At 66.4% G+C, this 19,345-nt stretch carries 13 protein-coding genes; all 13 read right to left on the reverse strand.

Translation table 11 applies throughout. The annotated features are described in order from the left end of the window. Window positions 1-221: 221 nt before the first annotated feature. Window positions 222-656: a DUF6896 domain-containing protein gene (locus tag F4558_RS32375; RefSeq protein ID WP_376767558.1), complete on the reverse strand. Its 435-nt coding sequence runs from the start codon at window positions 654-656 to the stop codon at window positions 222-224. 5 nt (window positions 657-661) lie between these two features. Then, a complete protein-coding gene (locus F4558_RS21185) occupies window positions 662-976 on the reverse strand; it encodes an Imm32 family immunity protein (protein ID WP_167945688.1) in 315 nt (104 codons plus the stop codon). 113 nt (window positions 977-1,089) lie between these two features. After that, the gene (locus F4558_RS21190; RefSeq protein WP_167945690.1) at window positions 1,090-1,476 is read right to left on the reverse strand and encodes an Imm32 family immunity protein; all 387 of its coding nucleotides are present in this window, start codon (window positions 1,474-1,476) and stop codon (window positions 1,090-1,092) included. A gap of 91 nt (window positions 1,477-1,567) precedes the next feature. Further along, window positions 1,568-2,059 (reverse strand): hypothetical protein, encoded by a 492-nt coding sequence (locus tag F4558_RS21195; protein WP_167945692.1) that lies wholly within the window; start codon window positions 2,057-2,059, stop codon window positions 1,568-1,570. 346 nt (window positions 2,060-2,405) lie between these two features. Continuing rightward, on the reverse strand, window positions 2,406-2,693 hold the full coding sequence (locus tag F4558_RS21200) for a hypothetical protein (RefSeq protein WP_167945694.1): 288 nt from the start codon (window positions 2,691-2,693) through the stop codon (window positions 2,406-2,408). Between the two features lie 49 nt (window positions 2,694-2,742). Further along, entirely contained in the window at window positions 2,743-2,868 is a 126-nt protein-coding gene (locus F4558_RS31995) for a hypothetical protein (RefSeq protein ID WP_280845166.1), read from the reverse strand. Window positions 2,869-3,021: 153 nt separating this feature from the next. After that, a complete protein-coding gene (locus F4558_RS21205) occupies window positions 3,022-3,255 on the reverse strand; it encodes an Imm32 family immunity protein (RefSeq protein ID WP_167945696.1) in 234 nt (77 codons plus the stop codon). A gap of 169 nt (window positions 3,256-3,424) precedes the next feature. Then, window positions 3,425-10,222 carry a polymorphic toxin-type HINT domain-containing protein gene (locus F4558_RS21210; RefSeq protein ID WP_167945698.1) on the reverse strand — a complete coding sequence of 2,266 codons (6,798 nt, stop codon included), beginning with the start codon at window positions 10,220-10,222 and terminating at the stop codon, window positions 3,425-3,427. Window positions 10,223-10,303: 81 nt separating this feature from the next. Further along, the gene (locus F4558_RS21215) at window positions 10,304-13,777 is read right to left on the reverse strand and encodes a LamG-like jellyroll fold domain-containing protein (RefSeq protein WP_197281510.1); all 3,474 of its coding nucleotides are present in this window, start codon (window positions 13,775-13,777) and stop codon (window positions 10,304-10,306) included. Window positions 13,778-13,869: 92 nt separating this feature from the next. Further along, window positions 13,870-17,028 (reverse strand): DNRLRE domain-containing protein, encoded by a 3,159-nt coding sequence (locus F4558_RS21220; RefSeq protein ID WP_312877446.1) that lies wholly within the window; start codon window positions 17,026-17,028, stop codon window positions 13,870-13,872. Between the two features lie 272 nt (window positions 17,029-17,300). Next, on the reverse strand, window positions 17,301-18,266 hold the full coding sequence (locus F4558_RS21225; protein WP_053655096.1) for a golvesin C-terminal-like domain-containing protein: 966 nt from the start codon (window positions 18,264-18,266) through the stop codon (window positions 17,301-17,303). Next, window positions 18,266-18,418, reverse strand: coding sequence for a hypothetical protein (locus F4558_RS21230; RefSeq protein ID WP_167945702.1), 153 nt, complete (start codon window positions 18,416-18,418; stop codon window positions 18,266-18,268). The genes F4558_RS21225 and F4558_RS21230 overlap by 1 nt, the downstream gene beginning before the upstream one ends. Window positions 18,419-18,550: 132 nt before the next feature. Further along, window positions 18,551-19,336 (reverse strand): aldo/keto reductase, encoded by a 786-nt coding sequence (locus F4558_RS21235; protein WP_053655098.1) that lies wholly within the window; start codon window positions 19,334-19,336, stop codon window positions 18,551-18,553. Window positions 19,337-19,345 lie beyond the last annotated feature (9 nt).

Below are 19,345 nucleotides of genomic sequence, written 5' to 3' on the forward strand. Positions count from 1 at the left end.
CTGGTCGGACGCCTCTCGGGAGAACGTGCGGCGCATCGCCAGTACCCATGCTTGAAATATCAGTTCCGGCGTCGATCGGGGGTGCGCCAGCAACCAAAAGGCATGCCTACGGTGTCCGCTTCGAAGAATCCTCCATGCTGCAAGCCCAGCGGGGCTGAGCATGTGCTGAGGACCATCGGTGGCGCCATGGTTCATCGACTCCGCTCCCTGACTAGGCGTGGCTACGGCCGCGATCGCCGCGGGACCGGCTCATTGGCAGCGCAGAACCATCCGGGTATCGGCTCACGGAGCACACCCTCCCTCACAAGTTCGCGACACACTTGCTCGGCACAGTGGCCGACCTCCGACCCCGCTCCTTGAGATTGATTCGAGAAGCGCAACAAACGCCATGGATCAAATACCGCGGAATCATCGGGAAGAAGATCGACGTCCACCTCACGGCCGACTGCGTCGACCGTCAACACACCACGACCGTGGACCTGATACTCCACACCTCCCAGGACCCCACTTCGCTGAATTCCACCTTTCCTGGCCTCCGCAACCAACTGCCCGAGGTTTTCCAGGTCTGGACCACTCTGAAGAAGAGCGGCGCGAAGCGCGCTAAGAGCTTCAAGGAAGTCTACGATCTGCGTACGCCAATAAGTGGACCCACTCATCTCCGCTACTCCAGTTCGATCCGGACCCCGAACGAGCCTTCCTCGAACCAGCCGCAGTACTCGTCGAAGTCTAGATGGGACCCGGCCGGGGCGCTGGGCTGCGCGAGGGTGAGCAGGTGACGCGCGAGCGAGGTGAGCCCAGCCGCGTTGCCCGAGATCAAGATCGTCTTCGCCGTCGTCTCGAGCACCTCTATTCGCAGGACGGTGTCGTCGTCCCAGTCGCTGATCAGGCCACGGCCAGGGTCATACGGGATGACTCCGACGACGACGGGCTCCTTCGGCGGCTCGTCATGGTCGATCACGTCTGGCAGGCCCGACACGGGTGCCACTCCTTCTCCTCCGGTAAATAGACGTGATGGTTGCTCACGGGCCCACCGCCGCGTCGTCCAGCCGATCGAGTTCCGGTACCGCACGTGGCGCTGACCGCCACCCTTCAACCCGTAAGCGCGATTACCAGCGGCTCGGAATTCGGCGACAGGTACTCGTGGCCGGGGACGTATTCCACATGAAGGTGGGCGGAATCGTCACCCTCTTCGGCGAAGCCCACGATGGTCGACGCAAGGGACTCCAACTCCCCCGATCCACCGGAGAATGCCAAGGCGCGAGAATCTGTCGAAAGCGATATCACAACATCACCGGACGTACATGTTGACTCTATCGTCGACGGTGCCTCGCTATTTGGAAAAGGGTCCGCCTCGGCGTTGAGCAGCAGTGTCTCCCTGTCGGAGCGGAGCGCTTGGGCCAGGCTTAGCAAATCCAGCCGAGTTCCTGACAATTCCATTTCAGCTGTCGCGTCCGAACGCAGGACTTGCATATTCATCCTCCTCCTTCGCAAGCCAGCAGCAGTCGGCGGGCGGAGCTGTCGACGGACCCATGGCCCATGAGGTTGGCAGCCGACGTCGCGACCAGGTTCAGTCACTTGCCCTCTGGTAGCCCAGGGTTTCACGCAAGAGTGCCAGGATCGCGGCGCAGAAGGCGTCCTCAGCCGGAGCGGCATGAGTGACCAGCGTAAGCGCAGTTGCCTCTGGCAGAGCCAGTTCGACCCCGGTCCATCCTGACAGCGGGCCGTCGTCCAGCCGACCCTCGCCGACGACGTCTACCTCTACCACCAGGCCGTGGTGAATCTGGTAGATGAGCGTCACTGGCGCGGACCCATCCGGCATCGGGAGGTACCCGTGCTCCTCCCAGTGCTCGTCCATCGCCGCATCGCGGGCGAACATCAGTTCACCGCGAGCCGGATAGCCAGCAGCATCGCCGAGGTCGATGGTCATCGGCTCTTTGCCGTCATCGATGCCGATGAGCGCAGACGGCCAGAGTCGCCGCATGCTACGGACGAACGCGGTCACGGCTGGTCGCGCGTCGAAAGGCACCACGACGAGGGTGTCCACCCCAGTGATCTCCACCCACCCTCCTGTCACGACCTCGGCACCCACCTCAACGCCGCTGCACGGGCAGGAGCCTCCCAACCCTACGCAGCCGCCTCCCGGCAGCACCGGCTGTCGTAGACCGTGGTCAAGAGCACCCGTCCTTCAGAAGGTGCCGCGAGCCCGAAGTCGGCTCGCACTGCCTGCCTTCCGACTACATCCGGCCAAACAGGAGTCGTCAGGGATCCGGCCACCTCGGGAGCGCCGGCGCGGAACAGCACCGCAACGACCCCTCTTTCGCATGGCGAGGCGCGCCCCTCGCTCAAGGAGCGAGGGACGGTACGACCCGCAGTTCGGTCGCACCGCCCCTCGACCACCTATCGGCTCATTCCAAGGTCAACCATTCGTTGTACGCCTCATACGCGCTCTCCGTCACGTCCCGCAGGTCCCATTCGGATAAGTAGCCCGCCTTAGCTGCGAGCAACCCCAGCGACTTTCCCGCTTGCGACAGAATCTCGCCCGGCTCATCCCAGGATGACGCGACACCTATAAGAATCTCTTTCGCCTTGACTGAGTCAAGCTCAGCCATTCGTGAAATGGCGTCGCATCTTTCCGAAACACCACCTGACTTGTCCATCGCGACCAGCGCGAGCTCGAAGAAGTCATCGGTCATAGCGGGCAGGATCCGAGAACATGGGTCAGCGCATCCGTCGTCTCGTCGGTCACAGGACAGGTAGGAGGATAGTGCGGAAGCGCTCCGCCTCTGCGACCGCGTCGTCCAGCTCGTCGAGAGCTGCGCGGTCATCGGGGTCATGGCGCAGCAGGCGAGCCGCCTCCTCCAACTGCATCAACAGGGCAGTGAACATATCGCCGCGAGAACCGACGCCGCTCCAAAGGCGAACCATGGAGGGGCGATACCAGCAGGCGGCAAAGGGGGCGTGACCTTCTGGTCACGCCCCCTTTGCCGTCCTTACTTCAGTGTTGTTACCCCAATTGGATTTCTACGCATTCAGGGCAATCACCAGGGGTTCGGTTCTTGGCGAGAGATATTCATGCCCCGGAACATGCTCCACATGAATATGGGCGGTGATGTCACCTTCATCCCCAAATTCTTCAAGGACAGACGCGAACACCTCCAGCTCTTCCGCACCACCCTCTATCCGCAACGCGTCACGATCGGACAGATAGGAAATCATGAGGTTGCCCTCGGTGCGCTCGAACTCAATGGCGGGCAAAGCCTTATCGTAGGGCGACGGATCCCCTCCGACATCTAAAGGGATACGACCCCGGCCTGATCGCAATCGAGCTGCCAAGTCCCGTAGTTCCCGATCTGTCCCAGACAACTCGAGCTCGCCGGTGTCCTTGTGATATAGAACCTTCACTCCCACCCCTTACAGCCGGACATCAGCAGTAGTCCCCTGACCTAATCGTAGACGGGTCGATCGGAAGATGGGGATCCTTGAGCGGTCCCGACGTCACGGGCCTACCGTTAATCTGCGTCTCCAGGTTGAGATGGGGTCCTAGCTTCTGGACGTGTGGAACGTTGGGATTGACATCGAACCGTGCGATTTTACGTACCTTGTTGCCATTCTCATCGACGTATCCGTTCTCAAACTGAACAGCTTTGCTGCCCGAGCGGCGCGACATGGGGTTGTCGCCAACGTGGGCTGCAGCAAGATCCAAGGCCTCGTCCATGGAAATGCCGTTGTTCGTATTGTGAACGAGGACTGACGTATTGCCGGCGAGCACATAGTACGTGTGAATGTCGTCAACCGTGAGGTTGTATACCGTTTGTTGGGCGGTCCAACGCTCGATTGCGGAGACTTGAACAAGAGTGCCGGCCGAGGTGCGGAGCCACTGGCCAACCGACAGGTTTGTGGCATCCACCCATTCGCGCAGATCTGGGACCCAGAACGGATGCTCGTCCGTAGCTACCACACTGCCGGCACTGTCTTCGCCTTGCCCAGCGACACCAACCGTGATGCGGACCAGGTTCTTGGCTCCCGATCCGATGATGGTTGCCACCACCTGCTTGGCGGCAGTACCACCAGACAGCGCATCGGTGGCCAGGATCACATCTCCGGGCTGGATGTCCTCAATCGGCTTCCGCGTGCCGTCAGCCATAAGAACAAGAGTTCCTGGGGCGAAACTGTTGCACTTACCGAGCTTCAAGAAGTCCTTGGCACCGTCGATCAGGTCGCCGAGAAGGCCCTTGGTTCTCGTGACGAGGTTGCCGAACTTCTTCCACTTCCATGGAGCGCCGTATCTAGCCGCCAGCTTGCCGATTGCTCCACCGATGGCCGAGGTGGCGACGTTGATGGCGGTGTTGAGACAGCCGCCCATGTCGCCCTTGAGGAAGCAGTCCAGGGCATCGGTGATGCCCAACTCGTCCATCAGGATCTTCGCGAGGGCCTTGGCCGCGTTCAGGAGCTTCTGCTTCGCCCGCGCGATGCGAGCCTGGCGCTCCTTCTCGGCTGCTGCTGCCGCGGCCGCACGGCGGTCCTTTTCGCTGGCCCGGGGGTTGTTCCACGCGTTGATCGTGGGCTCGTCCGGGTCGTACGCCTTCGAGCAGCCACCACAGCCGTCGTTGTGTCCCTTGACCTTGTGGTAGTTGCCGTACATGTCCTCGTAGTCGGCACCGGGACCGCAGGCGTCGTCGGAGCACGCCTTGAGGCCGTCGGGGTCGGAGTACGAGATCGGGTTGTTGTTGGCGTACGCGTACCCGTGCATCTGCTGCGGGTCGTTGACGTCGATGATCGGGTCGACGGAGATGAACCGACCGGTGACGGTGTCGTACTCGCGGGCGCCGATGTTCACCAGGCCCGTTGTCGAGTCCTGGTTGCCGTTGACGAAGCCCTTCTCCGTCGGCCACTGCCCCGGTGTTGGTGGCGTGCCTCGGGACTCACCGAACGGCGTGCTGCGCCGGTGCACGATCGCACCGTTCTCGTCGACAGTCGCCTGACCCGTGCCGTGGTGGTCGGAGGCGACGTAGTGCAGACCGTTGATCTTCCGAACGATCGTGCCGCCGCCCGGCAGGGAGTAGTAACGGGTGCCGTCGGTCGCCCTGGTGGTGTGGTCGAGCCGGACCTCCATGCCCGGCAGGTAGAGCGTCGTCGCGGTCGGCTCCTTGCGGAGCATCCGGGAGCCGTCGACGTCGTACAGGAAACTGGTCTTTTTGCCCGTGGCGTCGGTGACGGACTCGAGGTTGCCCTCGGCGTCCCACTTCAGGGTCTGGTCCTCGCCGACCTTCGTCCGCTTCGTGGTGTTGCCCGCCGCGTCGTAGCCGTACTCGTGGAGCTTCGAGCCCGCCGGCGTCGTCTCGGTCATCTTGCTCAGGGTGTGCGGCTGCGGCTGGCCCGCGGTCGGATAGGTGTAGACGCGCTCCTTGAGCGAGGTGCCGTTTGCGGCGAACTGCGACTCGGTCTTGCGGTTGCCCACCACGTCGTAGGTGTAGGAGTGGTGGTACGGGGCCACCCCACCCACACCCGTGGTCGACGGGCCTCCGGCACACGGGTCGGTGGCGGTGCTCGCCGACGTCCAGGCCCGCTCCATGCGGCGCAGGTAGTCGTAGGAGAAGCACTGCACGTCCCGGGTGCCCGAGGGCGTGTCGGCGATCCGGGTGATGTTGCCGGAAGCGTCGTAGCTGTACTGCGCGTCGATGTCGATGACCGGCGCGCCGCTGCGGTCCAACCGCTGGTGGGTGAGCCGCTTGGAGCCCTGCTCGTACCCGTAGGTCGACCAGACCTTGTTGGCGCCGAGCTTCGCCTCGGTCTGGATGACCTCACTGGTCGCCGAGTAGTCGACGTCCGTCAGGTACGGCACGTCGCCCTCGGTCGCGGTCAACCGCTCCATGCTGTCGTACGTGTAGGCGATGCTCTCGAACGGCAAGCCTCCACCGTCGGACATGCCCGTCGCCCGAACGGTGCCGTCCTCGTTGTACTCGGCCGCGAAGCTGTACAACCCAGCGAGTTCCGCGCCGGCGTGCTCGGGCACCTGGTAGTAGGTGGCGTGCGGCCGGTAGAGCTCGTCGTAGCCGGTGTAGTAGGTGGCGTACTCCGCCCCGTCGATCCACCGGCTCGTCATGGAGAGCTGCCCGAGCATCTCCAGGTCGTACGTCCAGCTGCTGAGCAGTTCGCCGGTCTCGGCCGCCCCCTTGTAGCTGGCGGTGGTCCGGCCGATCGCGTCGTACGTGGTGCTGATCGTCTGCTGCACACCGTTCGTGGTGCTGGTGAGCCGGTCCAGGTTGTCGTACGTCATCGTCGACGTGCCGGCATCCGGGTCGATCGACTTGACCTTGCGGCCGAGCTGGTCGTACTCGTGCTTCCAGACGTTGCCGGCGGGGTCGGTGACCGTCGCGAGCTGGCCGGAGCGGTTGTAGGTGTAGAGGGTCTTGTCCGAGGCACCCGACGGCCCGGTGCCCTTGTACTGCAACAGCTGGGTCGTCTGCCCGAGTGCGTTGGAGATCGCCGTGGTGGGGGTGCCGCCCTCCGGCGGGTCGACCGAGACGCGGTCACCGCCGTACGTGGTGCTGGTGCGCCACTTCTCGTTACCCGCTACCGCGAAGATCTCCGCCTTGACCCGGTCGGCCCCGTCGTAGACGTAGAGCGTCTGGCCGTCGACCTCACCGTTGCGGGCGGGGAAGATGGCGTCCGTCGGAGCACCGGCGGCGTTGTAGGTCGCGTACGTCTTGTCGAGGTTGCCGGTCGCTGTGTAGAAGGTGTCCGCGATCATCCGGGTGCCGTTCGGCCCCTCGGTCTGCACCTGGCGGGGCCGCAGCAGACCGTCGTGCAGCTTGTACTCGACGCTGTACGAGCCGTCGTTCTGCCGCTTCTCCGTCTTGACCGCCACCGGCTTGTCGGTGCGGATCAGGTAGCTGTACTTGATGCTCGGGTTGTCGCCGCTGCGGTCCGGCATCCACACGTTGGCCAGCCGGCCCAACGCGTCGTACTGCAATTTGCTGACCAGGTTGTTCGGGTCGGTCTGCTTGACCGGGCTGCCCCAGGCCGGGGCGTACTCGGTTGTGGTGACGTGCTCGAGCGGGTTCGTCTCGACCACCTTCGTGGTCAGACCGTTCGTCTCGGTGTACGCGGTGGTGGTGGTCTTGCCCATCGCGTCGGTGGCGCTGAGCGGCCGACCGTACGCGTCGAAGGTTCCCGACGCGGTGGTGATGTAGGTGGCGGTGGTGCCGTTGTGGCTTGCCATCCGCTCCGACTTGGTCGGGTTGCCAAGCGTGGGCGCCACCCCGAACGCCTTGCCGTCGTAGAGGGTGCGGGTGTCGGAGATGACCTGGGTCTTGCGGTCCACCGGCGAGGTGCCGCACGACACCGACAACGACTCGGTGCGTGCCACCAGGCTGTACAGGTGGAGGCTGGGGTTGTCGGCGTAGGTGGTGGTGTTGCACGCCTCGTCGCCTGCGACGTCGACGTCGCCGAGGTTCTCGGTCTTGGTGACGCGGCCGAAGTCCGTCTCGAAGCTCGAGATGTTCTTCGTCTCGCGCCACCCACCGGCGGCGAGCGCCACGAAGTTCCTGGTCACCGAGGTGTTCGTGAACCAGGCCTTCTTGTCACCCCAACTGTGCGACTCGGTGGCGGTGTTGTGCCGCCACGGGGTGGCGATGCTCCGGCTGACCACCGAAGCGCCGTCGTAGACGGTGCTCTCCAACTGGTGGCCGGAGAACTCGTCGTAGTCGATGTGCTCGACGCCGGCGGAGTCCTTCACCCGGACGTCCCGGGTGTCGCTGCTGCCCGGAATGTTGTCGCCGTGCATACCGCGCAGATAGCGATACTCGGTCTTGGTGGTCTGGGTCTGACCGTTGCCGACGGTGACCACGACCTTGCCGTAGCCGCGCCACTCACCCCAGGTGAGGTCCTTGGGGTCGGAGATCCCGTCGGGCTCGGACTTCCGCCAGGCGGCGCCGTCCTGGTAGTCGTACCTGGTGACCATGTCCGGTGCGCCACCGGTCCGGTCGGTCTCGATGACGGCGGCGACCACGTACTTGAAGAACCAGTCGGTGATCGGATCACCGCTGCCGTACGGGTTCCACTTCACCGGGTAGCAGCGCTTGGTGCTGTTGCCCTCGGTCGGAAGCGCGCTCTTGGAGCAGTCCGGTGCCGCGTAGTTGACGTCGATCTGGGCACCGGTGTCCGTCCACACGGTGGCGAGCCGGGGCCGCACCAGCGGACCGATGTTGTCGTCGTCCCGGTCGACCCGGTTGGGCAGTTGGAGGTTGCCCAGCTCGACCGACGGCATGGCGATGTCGTCGCCGTACATGCCGGTGTGGGTGATCTTGTGAAGCCAGAGGGTGCGGGAGGCGTCCCCGTTGTCCAGGAGCTGGTGGTCGAGCTTCCAGTTGTCGACGGCCGTCCAGCCGCTACCTTCGCGGATCTCGGTGGTGATCCCCGTGAGCCGGGCCCGGGTCCAGAAGGTGGGCGTGATCTGGTCGGTCTTGCACTTGGTGTCCTTGTTGCAGTTGCGGTCGAAGGGCACGTCGGGCCAGTGCGGCGCGGTGGTCGCGTTCAGATCCTGCGGGTCGCAGTCGACGGAGCCGTTCGGCAGGCAGCGCTCCTTGACGTCGAACCGCACGCGCGCCGGGGCGTTCGTGGTGTAGACGGCGTTGTCCCGCTGGCCGTAGTCGATCCGCTTGAGGTAGCCGCCGCGGTGGTACGGCACGCCGTTGGCATCGGTGCGCTTGCCGCGGGCGTAGTAGTTCGTCTCGGGCGTGTAGAAGTACGAGCTGACGTTGCCGTAGCGGTCTTTGACGTAGTCGAGGCTCCAGCGCCACGCCTGGTCACAGTGCGAGGCGGTGAATCCACCGGACGTGCTGTTGCACGGCTCGTTGGCGTCGTCGCCGTAGACCGGCAGCGTCCAGGTCGACCCGGTCACCTCTTTGCCGCTGCTCCAGCCCGGAAGCTTGTTGAGGCCGAAGAAGTACTGCGTGCCGTCGGTAGTGGTGACCTTCCAGTGCTCACCGTCGTTGTCGCCGTTGTCCGCGCCGGTGAGCCGCTCCACCTTCGAGCCGTCATCGGTGGCGAACTTCCAGGTGCTGCCGCTCTTGACCAGCTCGGTGGACTTGCCGTTGAGCAGGATCGTGGCGTTGTCGTACGCCCAACACTGGTCGGCGTACTGGTCGTGCCCGTCCTCGGCACAGGACTTGTAGCGGCGTTCGATGTGCCCCGGCTCGTAGTTGAAGCCCTCACCCACCCAGGAGCCCTGGTTGTTTGTGGCTGCGGTACGGCCGTCGACGGACTGCGACGAGTACGCGAGCGTGATGCCCGGAGCGCCGCCACCCGGAACCGGGGGCGTACGCATCGGGTAGCTCCAGGAGAAGCCGCCGGTGGACGGGGCCACCGACCACTTCGACGACGGCGCGAGCTTCGTCGCACCGAAATCGCCCTGCGAGGAGGATTCGGCTGCGGCCAGCGCGAATGTCGTACCCGCCGCCGCGGCGCTGACCGTGGCGAAGACAGTGCGGGATGCACTGTCGTTGACGGTCGGCACCGGCTCGATCGCGCAGCCGGCCTTCTCCGGGGTGGTGAGCGCACACTCCGGCAGCTTCACCAGCTTCAGACGGGCACCGAAGTCACCGCCGAACGCACCGGCAAGGCCGTCGTAGCTGACCCCCAACCGGACGTCGCCAGCGCCCTGCTGGCCGTCGGTGCGGTTCAACTTGATCAACGGACCGTCGACGCGGGCCCGTTCGGACGCGGCGCGGTCGAGAACCTCGACACGTACCTTCGTGGGCGCGGGAACCGGAGGCGTTGCCGCCTTGGCGCCGGCCTTCGGCGCTGGCGGGGCAACAGCCGACAGCGACACGGCGAGTCCGCCGGCCTTGCCGGTCGCGGCCGGTCCCGCGTCGGTTGCGGAAGCGCCGGTACGCGCGCCGGCCTGCGCCGGCGTCCCTGTCGGGGCAGGGACAGCGATCTCACTGGCTCCGGCCGACGGCCAGGTGACAGTGACGGGAGTCGTCGTGGCGGGGGCGGCCCCCGGGTTTGCCGTGCGCGGCTTGACGCCAAGCGGCGCACGATTCGGCACTGTCTTGCCGACGTCGGTCGCCGTCGGGCGTTGGCGTTCGGCGGCAGTCGATGCGGGGGCATTGGCGACCTGGATGATGCTCGCGGTCATCACGACAGTCATTGCCCAGGACACTGGTCGCACCGCCCGGCGCTGCAACACGCCGGACGCGCCCAGAAATCGGGAGAACATCCACCCTCCCCAGGGTTGGTTTGGAAAGAAGGCACGGGGTGTCGGGGCCGCCCCGAAGGGACGGCCCCAACGCCGGTGGTGTCAGAGGTTGGGCTGCTCGACGACGAGGCTGGTCCGGTCGATCTTGACCTTGTCCGCCATGCCGTTGTAGATCCGGATGTCGTCTATCGCGCCGGAAAGGTTCTCCCGCTCGCTGCCGTTGGCGAAGGCCCGGCCGAACTGGACGTTGCTCACGGCGGGCAACGGCTTCTCCAACTGGAATCCGAGAACCTGGCCGTTGAGGTAGAACAGCAGCTCCCGGTTGTATCCGTTGTAGACAAGGGTGATGTGGTCGCCCTTGCCGACCCTGGACGGTTCCCGGTCGTGCTGGGTCGCCTCGTACACCGGCGCGGCGCCGGTGTCGGTGGTGGCAGCCATCTCCCACAGGCCGTCGGTGTTGGCCCGAAGGACGACGACGCTGTTGTTGTTGGTGCCCTTGATGGAGATCGCCGTCATCGGATGGTTCTTCGAGCCGCTCGTGAACCGGACCCGGGCGGAGATGGTGAAACTGCCCGCCGGGTCGATGAGCGGGGTGGCCGTCTCGGCGTACTGCCCGGCTTGGCCCTGGAACTGGAGGTAACCGGCGCCCATCATCCCGGTGATCGGGTTGCCCCGGACGAGACTGCTCTCCTGCCCGAGGCGCAACGCCTCGCCGCCCGCGTCGTAGTTCGGGCTGGACTTGTTGGCCTGGGTGCTCAACTGCCAGTAACCCTTGCGGTCAAGCTTGTGCTTCTCCAGGCCGGCCACGTCCTCAGCGACGACCGGGCGGTCGAACACGGAGACGTCCGCCATCGCGCCCTTCCAGAAGTCGGAGTACCCGCCGCCCTTGAAGGTGTGGCGGCCGAACTGCAGAGCACCTCGGGCCTGGACCAGCGAACGCCGGTCCTTGACGGCTGGAGTGCCCGAACCGACCTGGAGGGAGATCTTCTTGTTCGGTCCGTCGAAGATCGCCGTGATGAACGTCCAGGCGGTGGTCGCCGGACCCGCCGTCACCTTCCACTCACCCAGGTTGATGACGTCGTTCGTGGGCATCCGGAAGAACCAGGACCCTTGCTCGACGCCCAGGCTGAAGCCGGGTTCCCCGGTGGCGTCCTGGCTCACCGCGACCTGGCGTCGATTGGGGTCGTCCACCCGGTACCAGCCCGTTATGGAGAAGCTCTGGTCGGTGCCCACCACCGAGTTCTCGGTGACGAGGTACGCGTTCGACGTGCCGTCGAAGGTCGCGGCCGTGTCCCACGTGCCGAGCGACCCCGGTACGCCGAACGTGACGCCACTGCCGATCCTGGCGTCGTGCGAGCCCATCTGGTCGTCTGCCGCCCTTGCACTGGCGATGTCCGACAGCGGCCACTGCGCAACCGGCGGGCGCTTACCCACCCGGAAGGTGCAGGTGGCAATGGTGCTGGACCGCTTCGCCATGTCAATCGCCTTGACGAAGAGTTGGCGCGGCCCCTCCTTGTCGGGCGTCCACCTGATCGTCACCGGTCCACCGTTTGTGGTCGGCTTGACCGAGGTCGAGGCACCGCCGTTGAAGTTGTACACGTACTCGACCACGTCGGTGGCAGCCGAGTCGAAGGTGAAGCTGCCCTGGACACCGATGGAACCGCGCCACTGGTCGTCGTCGAGGCAGTCCGCTGTGGTGTCGGCGGCATCCCCGGGCAGATACTCCGGCGAGTCCACGTCCGGCGCGCTCGGGCTGGTCTTGTCGTAGTAGAACTGGCAGACGTTGCGTGAGCCTTCGGAGCTCCACGGCCCCCAGCTCACCCCGTCACTCGCCCGGACCTCCCAGGAGATCGGTACGTTCTGCGCGATGTCGCTTGGCACGTAGTAGTTGAAGAGGGAACCGCTCGCCTTCAGCGGCGTGACGTAGCTGCGGGTCTGCAGGCTCCCGCCGGCCGGCGTCCAGGTGACCTTGAACTCGGCCTTCACCTGCTCGGTGTGCGCCGACGAGTGGTCGGGGTCCCGCAGGATGGCGTTGAGCCGCGGCGGCACGTCGGTGTAGGGCGCGCCCGTGCCGTACACGCAGCCACCACCGGGTGACATCGTGAGTTCCGACTGGTTGGCGATCACCGGGGCGCGGTTGTAGCGGACCGAGAGAACGCCGTTGTCGCAGAACCGCTTGGTGTGGCTGGATGCGGTCTCGCTTACCGAGCGCAGACCGAGGGTGATGTTGCTCCAGCCCTTGCTGACCGCCTGCTGAACCGCCGGTTTGGCTTCCCATTCTGTGTTCTGGTTCGTCGAGGTGCAGCTCGACTGCACCTTTGTCGGCGAGTTGGTCGCGAGGTGCGTGGCCCCCGACCAGCTCGATCCGCCGGGCTGGTTGCTCCAGTTCGTACTGGACTTGATCCCGGAGGGCATCAGGTAGAGAGCAGCCGCACGGGCAGTGCTGTTGTAGACGTGCTGGAGGGTCACCCGGAACTTGGCCTCCAGGATGGTCTTGCCGGCGTACGGCGTGGCCAACTGGTAGAAGAGGCGCTTGACCTTGGAGTTGTTGCAGGACTCCGGGCAGAGACCGACGCGCTCGTGCCGCTTGGTGTCGAACTTCCAGTACTCCTCGGACGGGTAGCCGCTGTCGACCATCGCCCAGGCGCTGTTGGTGCTGCTCTGCCACACCGGGTCGACGTACACCGGGAAGGTGGTGGCCGGGTCGGCGAGCATCGCGGCGTCCGGGGTGAGGCTCAGCGTGCCGGAGCTGTAGTCGAGGCCCACCTGCTCCACCCGGGAGGTCTCCCCCGGGCCCCGCGCCGAGGCGTCGTTCGGATCCGCTGGCTCGGTGGTCGCGGCGGAGGCCCGCTGGGCTTCGCCGCCACCCTCCTGGTTGCCGCTGTCCCACATGGTCGGGGCGTCGGCCTCCATCACCGGGTTGCCGGTCGCCGGGTCGAGAGCGACGACGCCCCCCTCGGCGGTCTCTTCGATGTCGAGGCCCTCACCTGTCACCCCGAGCCGGAGGTCCCGCAGCTCGGGCAGGTTCGCCGCCTCGGGGGTCTTCAGCACCAGGACGTGGGAGAAGCCCTCGACGGTCACGTTGGCCACCAGGTCGACGTCCGGAAACACCTCCGGGTAGGTGGCCTGGTCGCCACTGATGGTCGGGGTGGGCAGCGCGTTCGGCCAGGTGAGCGTCATGACCCGGAAGTCACGCTCGATCACCATGAGGGGCGTGGTGCCACCTCCGGACAGACGCATGTTGAGCAGTGCGGCGGTCGGCGTGATCGTCCCGTCCGACTGGGCTACGAGGGCCGCGTTCGCCGGCACCCAGGTGTCGCCCTGCAGGACCCGTACCGCCTGGTTGTACTCGTTGGCGATCAGCGTCCCGTCCGGCTGGGCGAAGACATCCCGGTATTCGCCGCGCTGCGCGAGGACCTCGACTGGCTGGTTGAGGTCCGCCGCCGCGATCAGCGCCTCGGCTTCGGTGTCGCGGACCGGATCGGTTTCCACTGCGGCCACCGGCGCGGACGGCAGGGATGGTTCGGGCACGGCCACGTAGGCGGTGCTCGCGAGCAGGCCGGCGAGGCCCGCCATGAGGCCGAGCGTGAAGAGTCGACCCCGCTTTCTCGTACGACCGGCCACCGCCAGGTCCTCCCCCGTTGTACTGCGCGAATTCATGCTCTTCATCAGTTGACCGCCGCCCCGAACGTGCTCACGCTGGCGGGGATCCCGTTCACGCCTGGCTGCCAGGTCTGGCTGGGCGTCGTCGAGCCGCCGGCCAGGCTGGCCCACGTGAAGCCGTAGACGGCGTCAGTGCCGTACGGGGTGCCGACCAGCAGCCGCTGCGACGTGGCGCCGAACGAGGTGCCGACGATCTCGCTCGCCCGGACACTGCCCGGCAGGCTCGACCCGTTGCGTTGGAGCACCACCGGCGTGCCCATCGAGGTGACAAGTGCGGGAAGTACCAACACCTGGCCGAAGTCGGTCACCGATGTGTCACCTGACGAACCGTCCTTGCCGGGCATCCCCAGCGCCATGAACATCGTCGAGTTGGTGCTCTCGACGGACGGGTTCGTGTTTGTCACAACGACCTTCTCGCCCAGGTAGTCACCGCCGGTCACGAGCGGGTTCTGCGGGTTGTGGGTGATCGCCGGACCCACCTCGGTGTAGGTGTTGCCGGCGGTGATGTGGAAGCGCTGCACCATTCCGGCATCCGACTGCGCCGGCTCGATGTCCTCACCGGGCACTCCGACCACCAGCAGGGAGCTCGCCGCGTCAGCGGCCGTTCCGGCTGGCCGGTACGGCGCGATGGCGATCGACTTGCCGAAGTTGTCGTTTGCCTCGGAGGTGTCCGAGACCGACGTCGCGTTCTGGTTGAGTTCGGCGGCGAGCGTGGGTAGCCCGCTGGTGAGCGTGTGGCTGTAGACGTTCACCGCACCGGCGAACTCGGCAGTGCCGATCGCCTCGCCCGGAGAGCTGACAGCCCAGTGGTGCTTGGACGCGGCCACCGCGTACCCGGTGCGGTCGTCGATCTCGGCTGCGCCGGGGACGCCGGCGCCCTGGCTCATCGCCACGTTCACGGTGCCCCGGATGTAGTGGACGATGCCGCTGACCGGCGCGGTGGTGGAGAGTCCCTCACCCGGCGCACCGATGACGAGGTAGGGCACACCCCTGGCGGTCCGACTGCCGGCGACCGCGTAGCCGAACCAGTCGTGGGCCTCGGCGGTGTCCGGCACATTTGTGACGTCCTGGTGGTAGACCAGCGTGGCGGGTCCCTGCGCCAGGCCGGCGGGTGAGCCGAGCAGCACGAGCACCACGCCGGCGTCCTGGAGGCCGTTGACGTCCTGGAAGGGAACGCCCACGGCGAGGTCGGTGCAGCCGTCGTTGTTGGCGTCGTACGGAGAGATCGCGGTGCCGAAGCGGTCGCTCGCCTCCGGTGTGCCGGGCACCTTGGCGACTCCCTCGTACAGGGTGTGCACCGTCGCGCCGCCGCCGTAGCTGACATGCAGCTGACCGGCGCGTACCTGGCCGTTTACCACTGCCTCCGGATCGGCGATCGCCACATCCGCGACGCCGTCGCCGTTGAAGTCACTGTCCGTGCCAGCGGTGCAGCCGGTCACGGGCGGCACCGTCGTGTAGACCTGCATCTCGCAGAACGAGGACCATGTGTCGCTGCCGCTCACCCCGTCGGACGCCTTGACCCGCCAGCGGTAGATGCCGCCATCGGCGAAGACACCGGCGGGGATCGTGGTCGCGACGGTGGCGCCGTTGGCGACGCCGGTGTAGACGTCGGAGCCGATCGCCGCGTCGGCGTTCATCGCCCACCACTCGAACGTGACGGTCATGGCGGTCGCGTCGGCGTCGGCGACGGTGGCCTTGAGCTGCGGGGTCACCGAGTTGACGATGGGACGGCCGGGGCCTGTCGCGCAGGTGGAGGCCGGCACCGTCGAACGGGCGGTCACCGTCGGGTACGAGTTGTAGGTGACGGTGGCCTTGGGCACTGTGGTGGTGACCGAGTAGGTGCGGGACCGGAACTGCTTGAAGGACGTCGAGTCGGTCTCGTCGGTCGCCCGTATGCCCATGTCGGCGCGGGTGTCGCCACCGTCGGCCGCCCGTTGGAAGAAGCTTGTGGCGGAGACGCCGACATAGTTGTCGTCACAGCTGCTGTCGAAGCCGGCCGACGCCGTGGTCACCTTCTCCTGGTGGGTCCAGGTCGGTTGGTTGCTCCACACGATGCCGTCGGCGATGGCGCCTGTCGTCCAGAGCTCCCAGGACCGTCCGGCGCACTGCACCGACCACCAGTTCCACAGCGAGATGGTGGCCGTGTTGATCTGCTTGCCGACGAGGGCTGTGGTGTCCCAGCGGGCGAACGACCGGGTTATCGGTCCGGTGGGGCCGAGCTTGCCGAGACGCAGGTCGTCAGCGCTGCCACGGTCGATGCTCTCGTTTGCCTGCACGTACGTGTCGTACGTGGTGGAGAGCGGGTTGATCTGCGGATCGATCGTGATGGGGTACTTCCGCTCCGGGGCGCGGAGCCATTTCTGATCCGGTGTGAGGGTAAGCGCGAATCCGTGGTCCGCCGCGGCTCCGGCGGCCTTCGCGACTGTCGAGGCGACCGGCACCTTGCTGGCGGGCTCGCCCTGGGCATCGACACGCGCGTCCCACATCATCAGCGCCGGGCTCGTCGCGATGGTCCGCCCGGTCTTGTCCCTGATGGTCGTGTCGCCACCGACGCCACGGTGGACGTCCGCGACGTTGCGCCCGGTCACCGGCAGCGACAGCTTCGCCACCCGGCTCAGGGCGGCGGGGCTCTTCACGACGAACAGGGTCTCCAGGCCGCTGCGGCTGGCCCGGACGACGAGGTCGACGCCAGCGAGGGCGTCCACGTACGTCGCCCGGTCGGCACTGAGCTGCGGCTCGGGAAGCGCGCCGGCCCAGTTGACCGCCACCCGGTCGTCGCCCTTGCCGACGGCTGCCAGCTCGTGGGTGCCTGACGGCTGGGAGCCGGAGATCGTGAGGTCGTAGGGGTGTGCGGCGGGTCGGATGGTGCCGTCCGGGTCTCGCCGAAGGTTCAGGTCGATCGGGACCCAACCGTCGCCTCGGCGGACCCTTGTCGGGCCGAGCGACAGCTCCGCCCTGAACTGCCCGTCGGGCAGGGCATAGACCTCGGTGGTTTCGGAGGTGAGGCTCTTGACCTGCACCGGTTTGCCGGTCTTGCGGGCGGCCCGTAGGGACACCGCCTCGTCGGACCTGATCTCTGTGCCACCCGTTACGCCATCCGGACCGGCGGCAAGATACTCCGCCGGTTCGCCCGGAATGCCCGCTAATGCGGCTGCCGTGAGCACGGCTACGCCAGCCGCGAGGCATGCGCGAACGGTGGCCGTCTTTCGACGTGCCACAAACCCTCCCCCGTGATTCAGATATTGATGGGGACTGTAGGGATGAGACCGCTCTACGCACAAGTACCTTTACAAAGCGTGATCACATAACCGGCAAGGCGGACAGCTCGCCTTCGGCGCTCACCCGCTGTTGTAATTCCTGCTCAAAACCCTTCGTCGTACGCGCACACGAAAGGCCCGCGCCCGGCCATGCCGGGTGCGGGCGCGGGCCTCCCAGTTCAGAGTCGGGTGAGACGGACGGCGTCGGCGATGACCAGTCCGCTGGCACCGCTCCACCGGCTCACGCCGACCCGGTTGGCATCGCCAGCGGGCAGCGTGAACGTGCCCAGGCTGCGCCACTGGCCGCCGGTGGCCCGCTGGTCGACGGTGATCGTCCGGTTGCCGCTGCTGGTGGCGACGATGTACGGGGTGGCGCTGTTGTAGCCGGCGTTCGCCGGCCACCAGGCTTCGACGCGGTAACTGGCGGTTGCCGGCACGTTGAACCGGTACCACGCGACATCGCTTGCTGCGACCGGGTCCGCGTACCTGTAGTCGGCGCCGTACCGCTGCCCGGAGTACGTCGAGACGCCCCAGTTGGCACTCGCGGTGAACCTGCCGGCGGTAGTGTTGTCCACCGTGGATGACCACGCTGTGCCACCGCCGGCCATCTTCGCCGCCACGTCGGCCCGCATCACATTGAGGTCGATGAAGGACGGGTCGATCTTGCCGGTGGTGCTGGTTTCACGGTGGCCCCGGGCGTAGCTGCTGTCCCGGCCCAGTCGCTTGAGCACGGCGGCGGTGGCGGCGATCGACGCGTTGTACTGCGCCGCTGTCATCTCCTGGTTGACGCCGTTGTAGTCGATCTCCCAGCCGATCATGAGCGTGTTGCCGTCGCCCGCCGGGATCGGCCCACTGCCGCCGCTCACACCTGCGTGGTTGCACCGGCCGGCAGAGATGACGTGGAAGACGCCGTTGTAGTCGACGAGCGCCTGGCAGAGCGGGCCGGGCAGATCCGACCGGCCGTTGATGCAGATGCCGAGCGCGGGGTGCGGGTTGCTGGCGCTGGAGGTCGAGGCGGTGTGGTGCCAGAGCACCCCGATGGGGTCGAAGGAGCCCGGCCGCATCCGGTTGAGCCAGTCTCCCTCGACGACGACCTGGACCCCGGCACCGCGCAGCACGTCGACGAGCCAGGGAATCGTGGCCATCAGGACTCCCCGAGCAGGTCGGCCAGGCACTCGGCCTTCGGTGCGGCGCTCGCCGGTGTGGGCCGGACGACGACGGTAAGCGCGGCGGCCACCAGTGCCGGGATGGCGAGCACTTTGCGGCGGCGCAGACGGGTGGATCGGGACGTGGCCATGGCGCTCCTTCGGCGGACGACGTCGGGCTCTCGATCGGATCGACGATCGTGATGACCGGCACGCTATACCGCGATGAGCGTCTATGTCGATAGCTTTCAGCAGTCGGACGCAGGCTGAAGGAAACCGCCTTATCAGGTGCCCGCCAGCGCGTCGATGTCGCGCATCTCCTCAGCGGTCAGCGAGAAGTGGAAGACATCGAAGTTGGCGCTGATCCGCTCCGGCGTCACCGACTTCGGGATCACCACGATCTCGTGGTCGATGTGCCACCGCAACACCACCTGAGCTGGCGAAACGTCGTGCGCGCCAGCGATCCGGGTCAGCACCGGGTCGCTGAGATCGGTGGTCTTGAACGGGCTGTAGCCCTCCAGCACCACACCCCGGTCCCGCAGCTCGGCGTGCCGTTGCCGGTCGTACAACATCGGACCCCAGCGGATCTGGTTGACAGCCGGGTTCTCCTCCGTCGACTGGATCAACTCGTCGATCTGCGCGGTGCTGTAGTTGCTCACCCCTACCGTCCGGGTCAGGTTCTCGTCCCGGGCGGCCAGCACCTCCCGCCACATCGGGATGCTCTCGGCGGCCGACGGGGGCCAGTGGATCAACCAGAGGTCCACCTGGTCGACGCCGAGCGCCTCCAGGCTGGCCTCCAGCGTCTCCCTCTCCCGGCCCACCCGGTCCGGTGGGAGCTTGGTGGTGATGAAGATGTCCTCCCGACGCAGCCCGCTCTCCTGCACCGCCCGGCCGACTTCCCGCTCGTTGCCGTACATGGTGGCAGTGTCGAGGTGCCGGTAGCCGGTGTCGAGCGCGGCCAGGACGGCTTCGTAACCCTCCGTGCCGGTGGCCTGCCACGTGCCGAAGCCGAGCAGGGGCATCCGCACGTCACCGGGGAGCATTGCGGTGGGCTGGTCGGTGTGGTCCATGAGGACCGT

It is taken from the genome of Micromonospora profundi, assembly GCF_011927785.1.
In the GTDB taxonomy this organism is placed as follows: domain Bacteria; phylum Actinomycetota; class Actinomycetes; order Mycobacteriales; family Micromonosporaceae; genus Micromonospora; species Micromonospora profundi.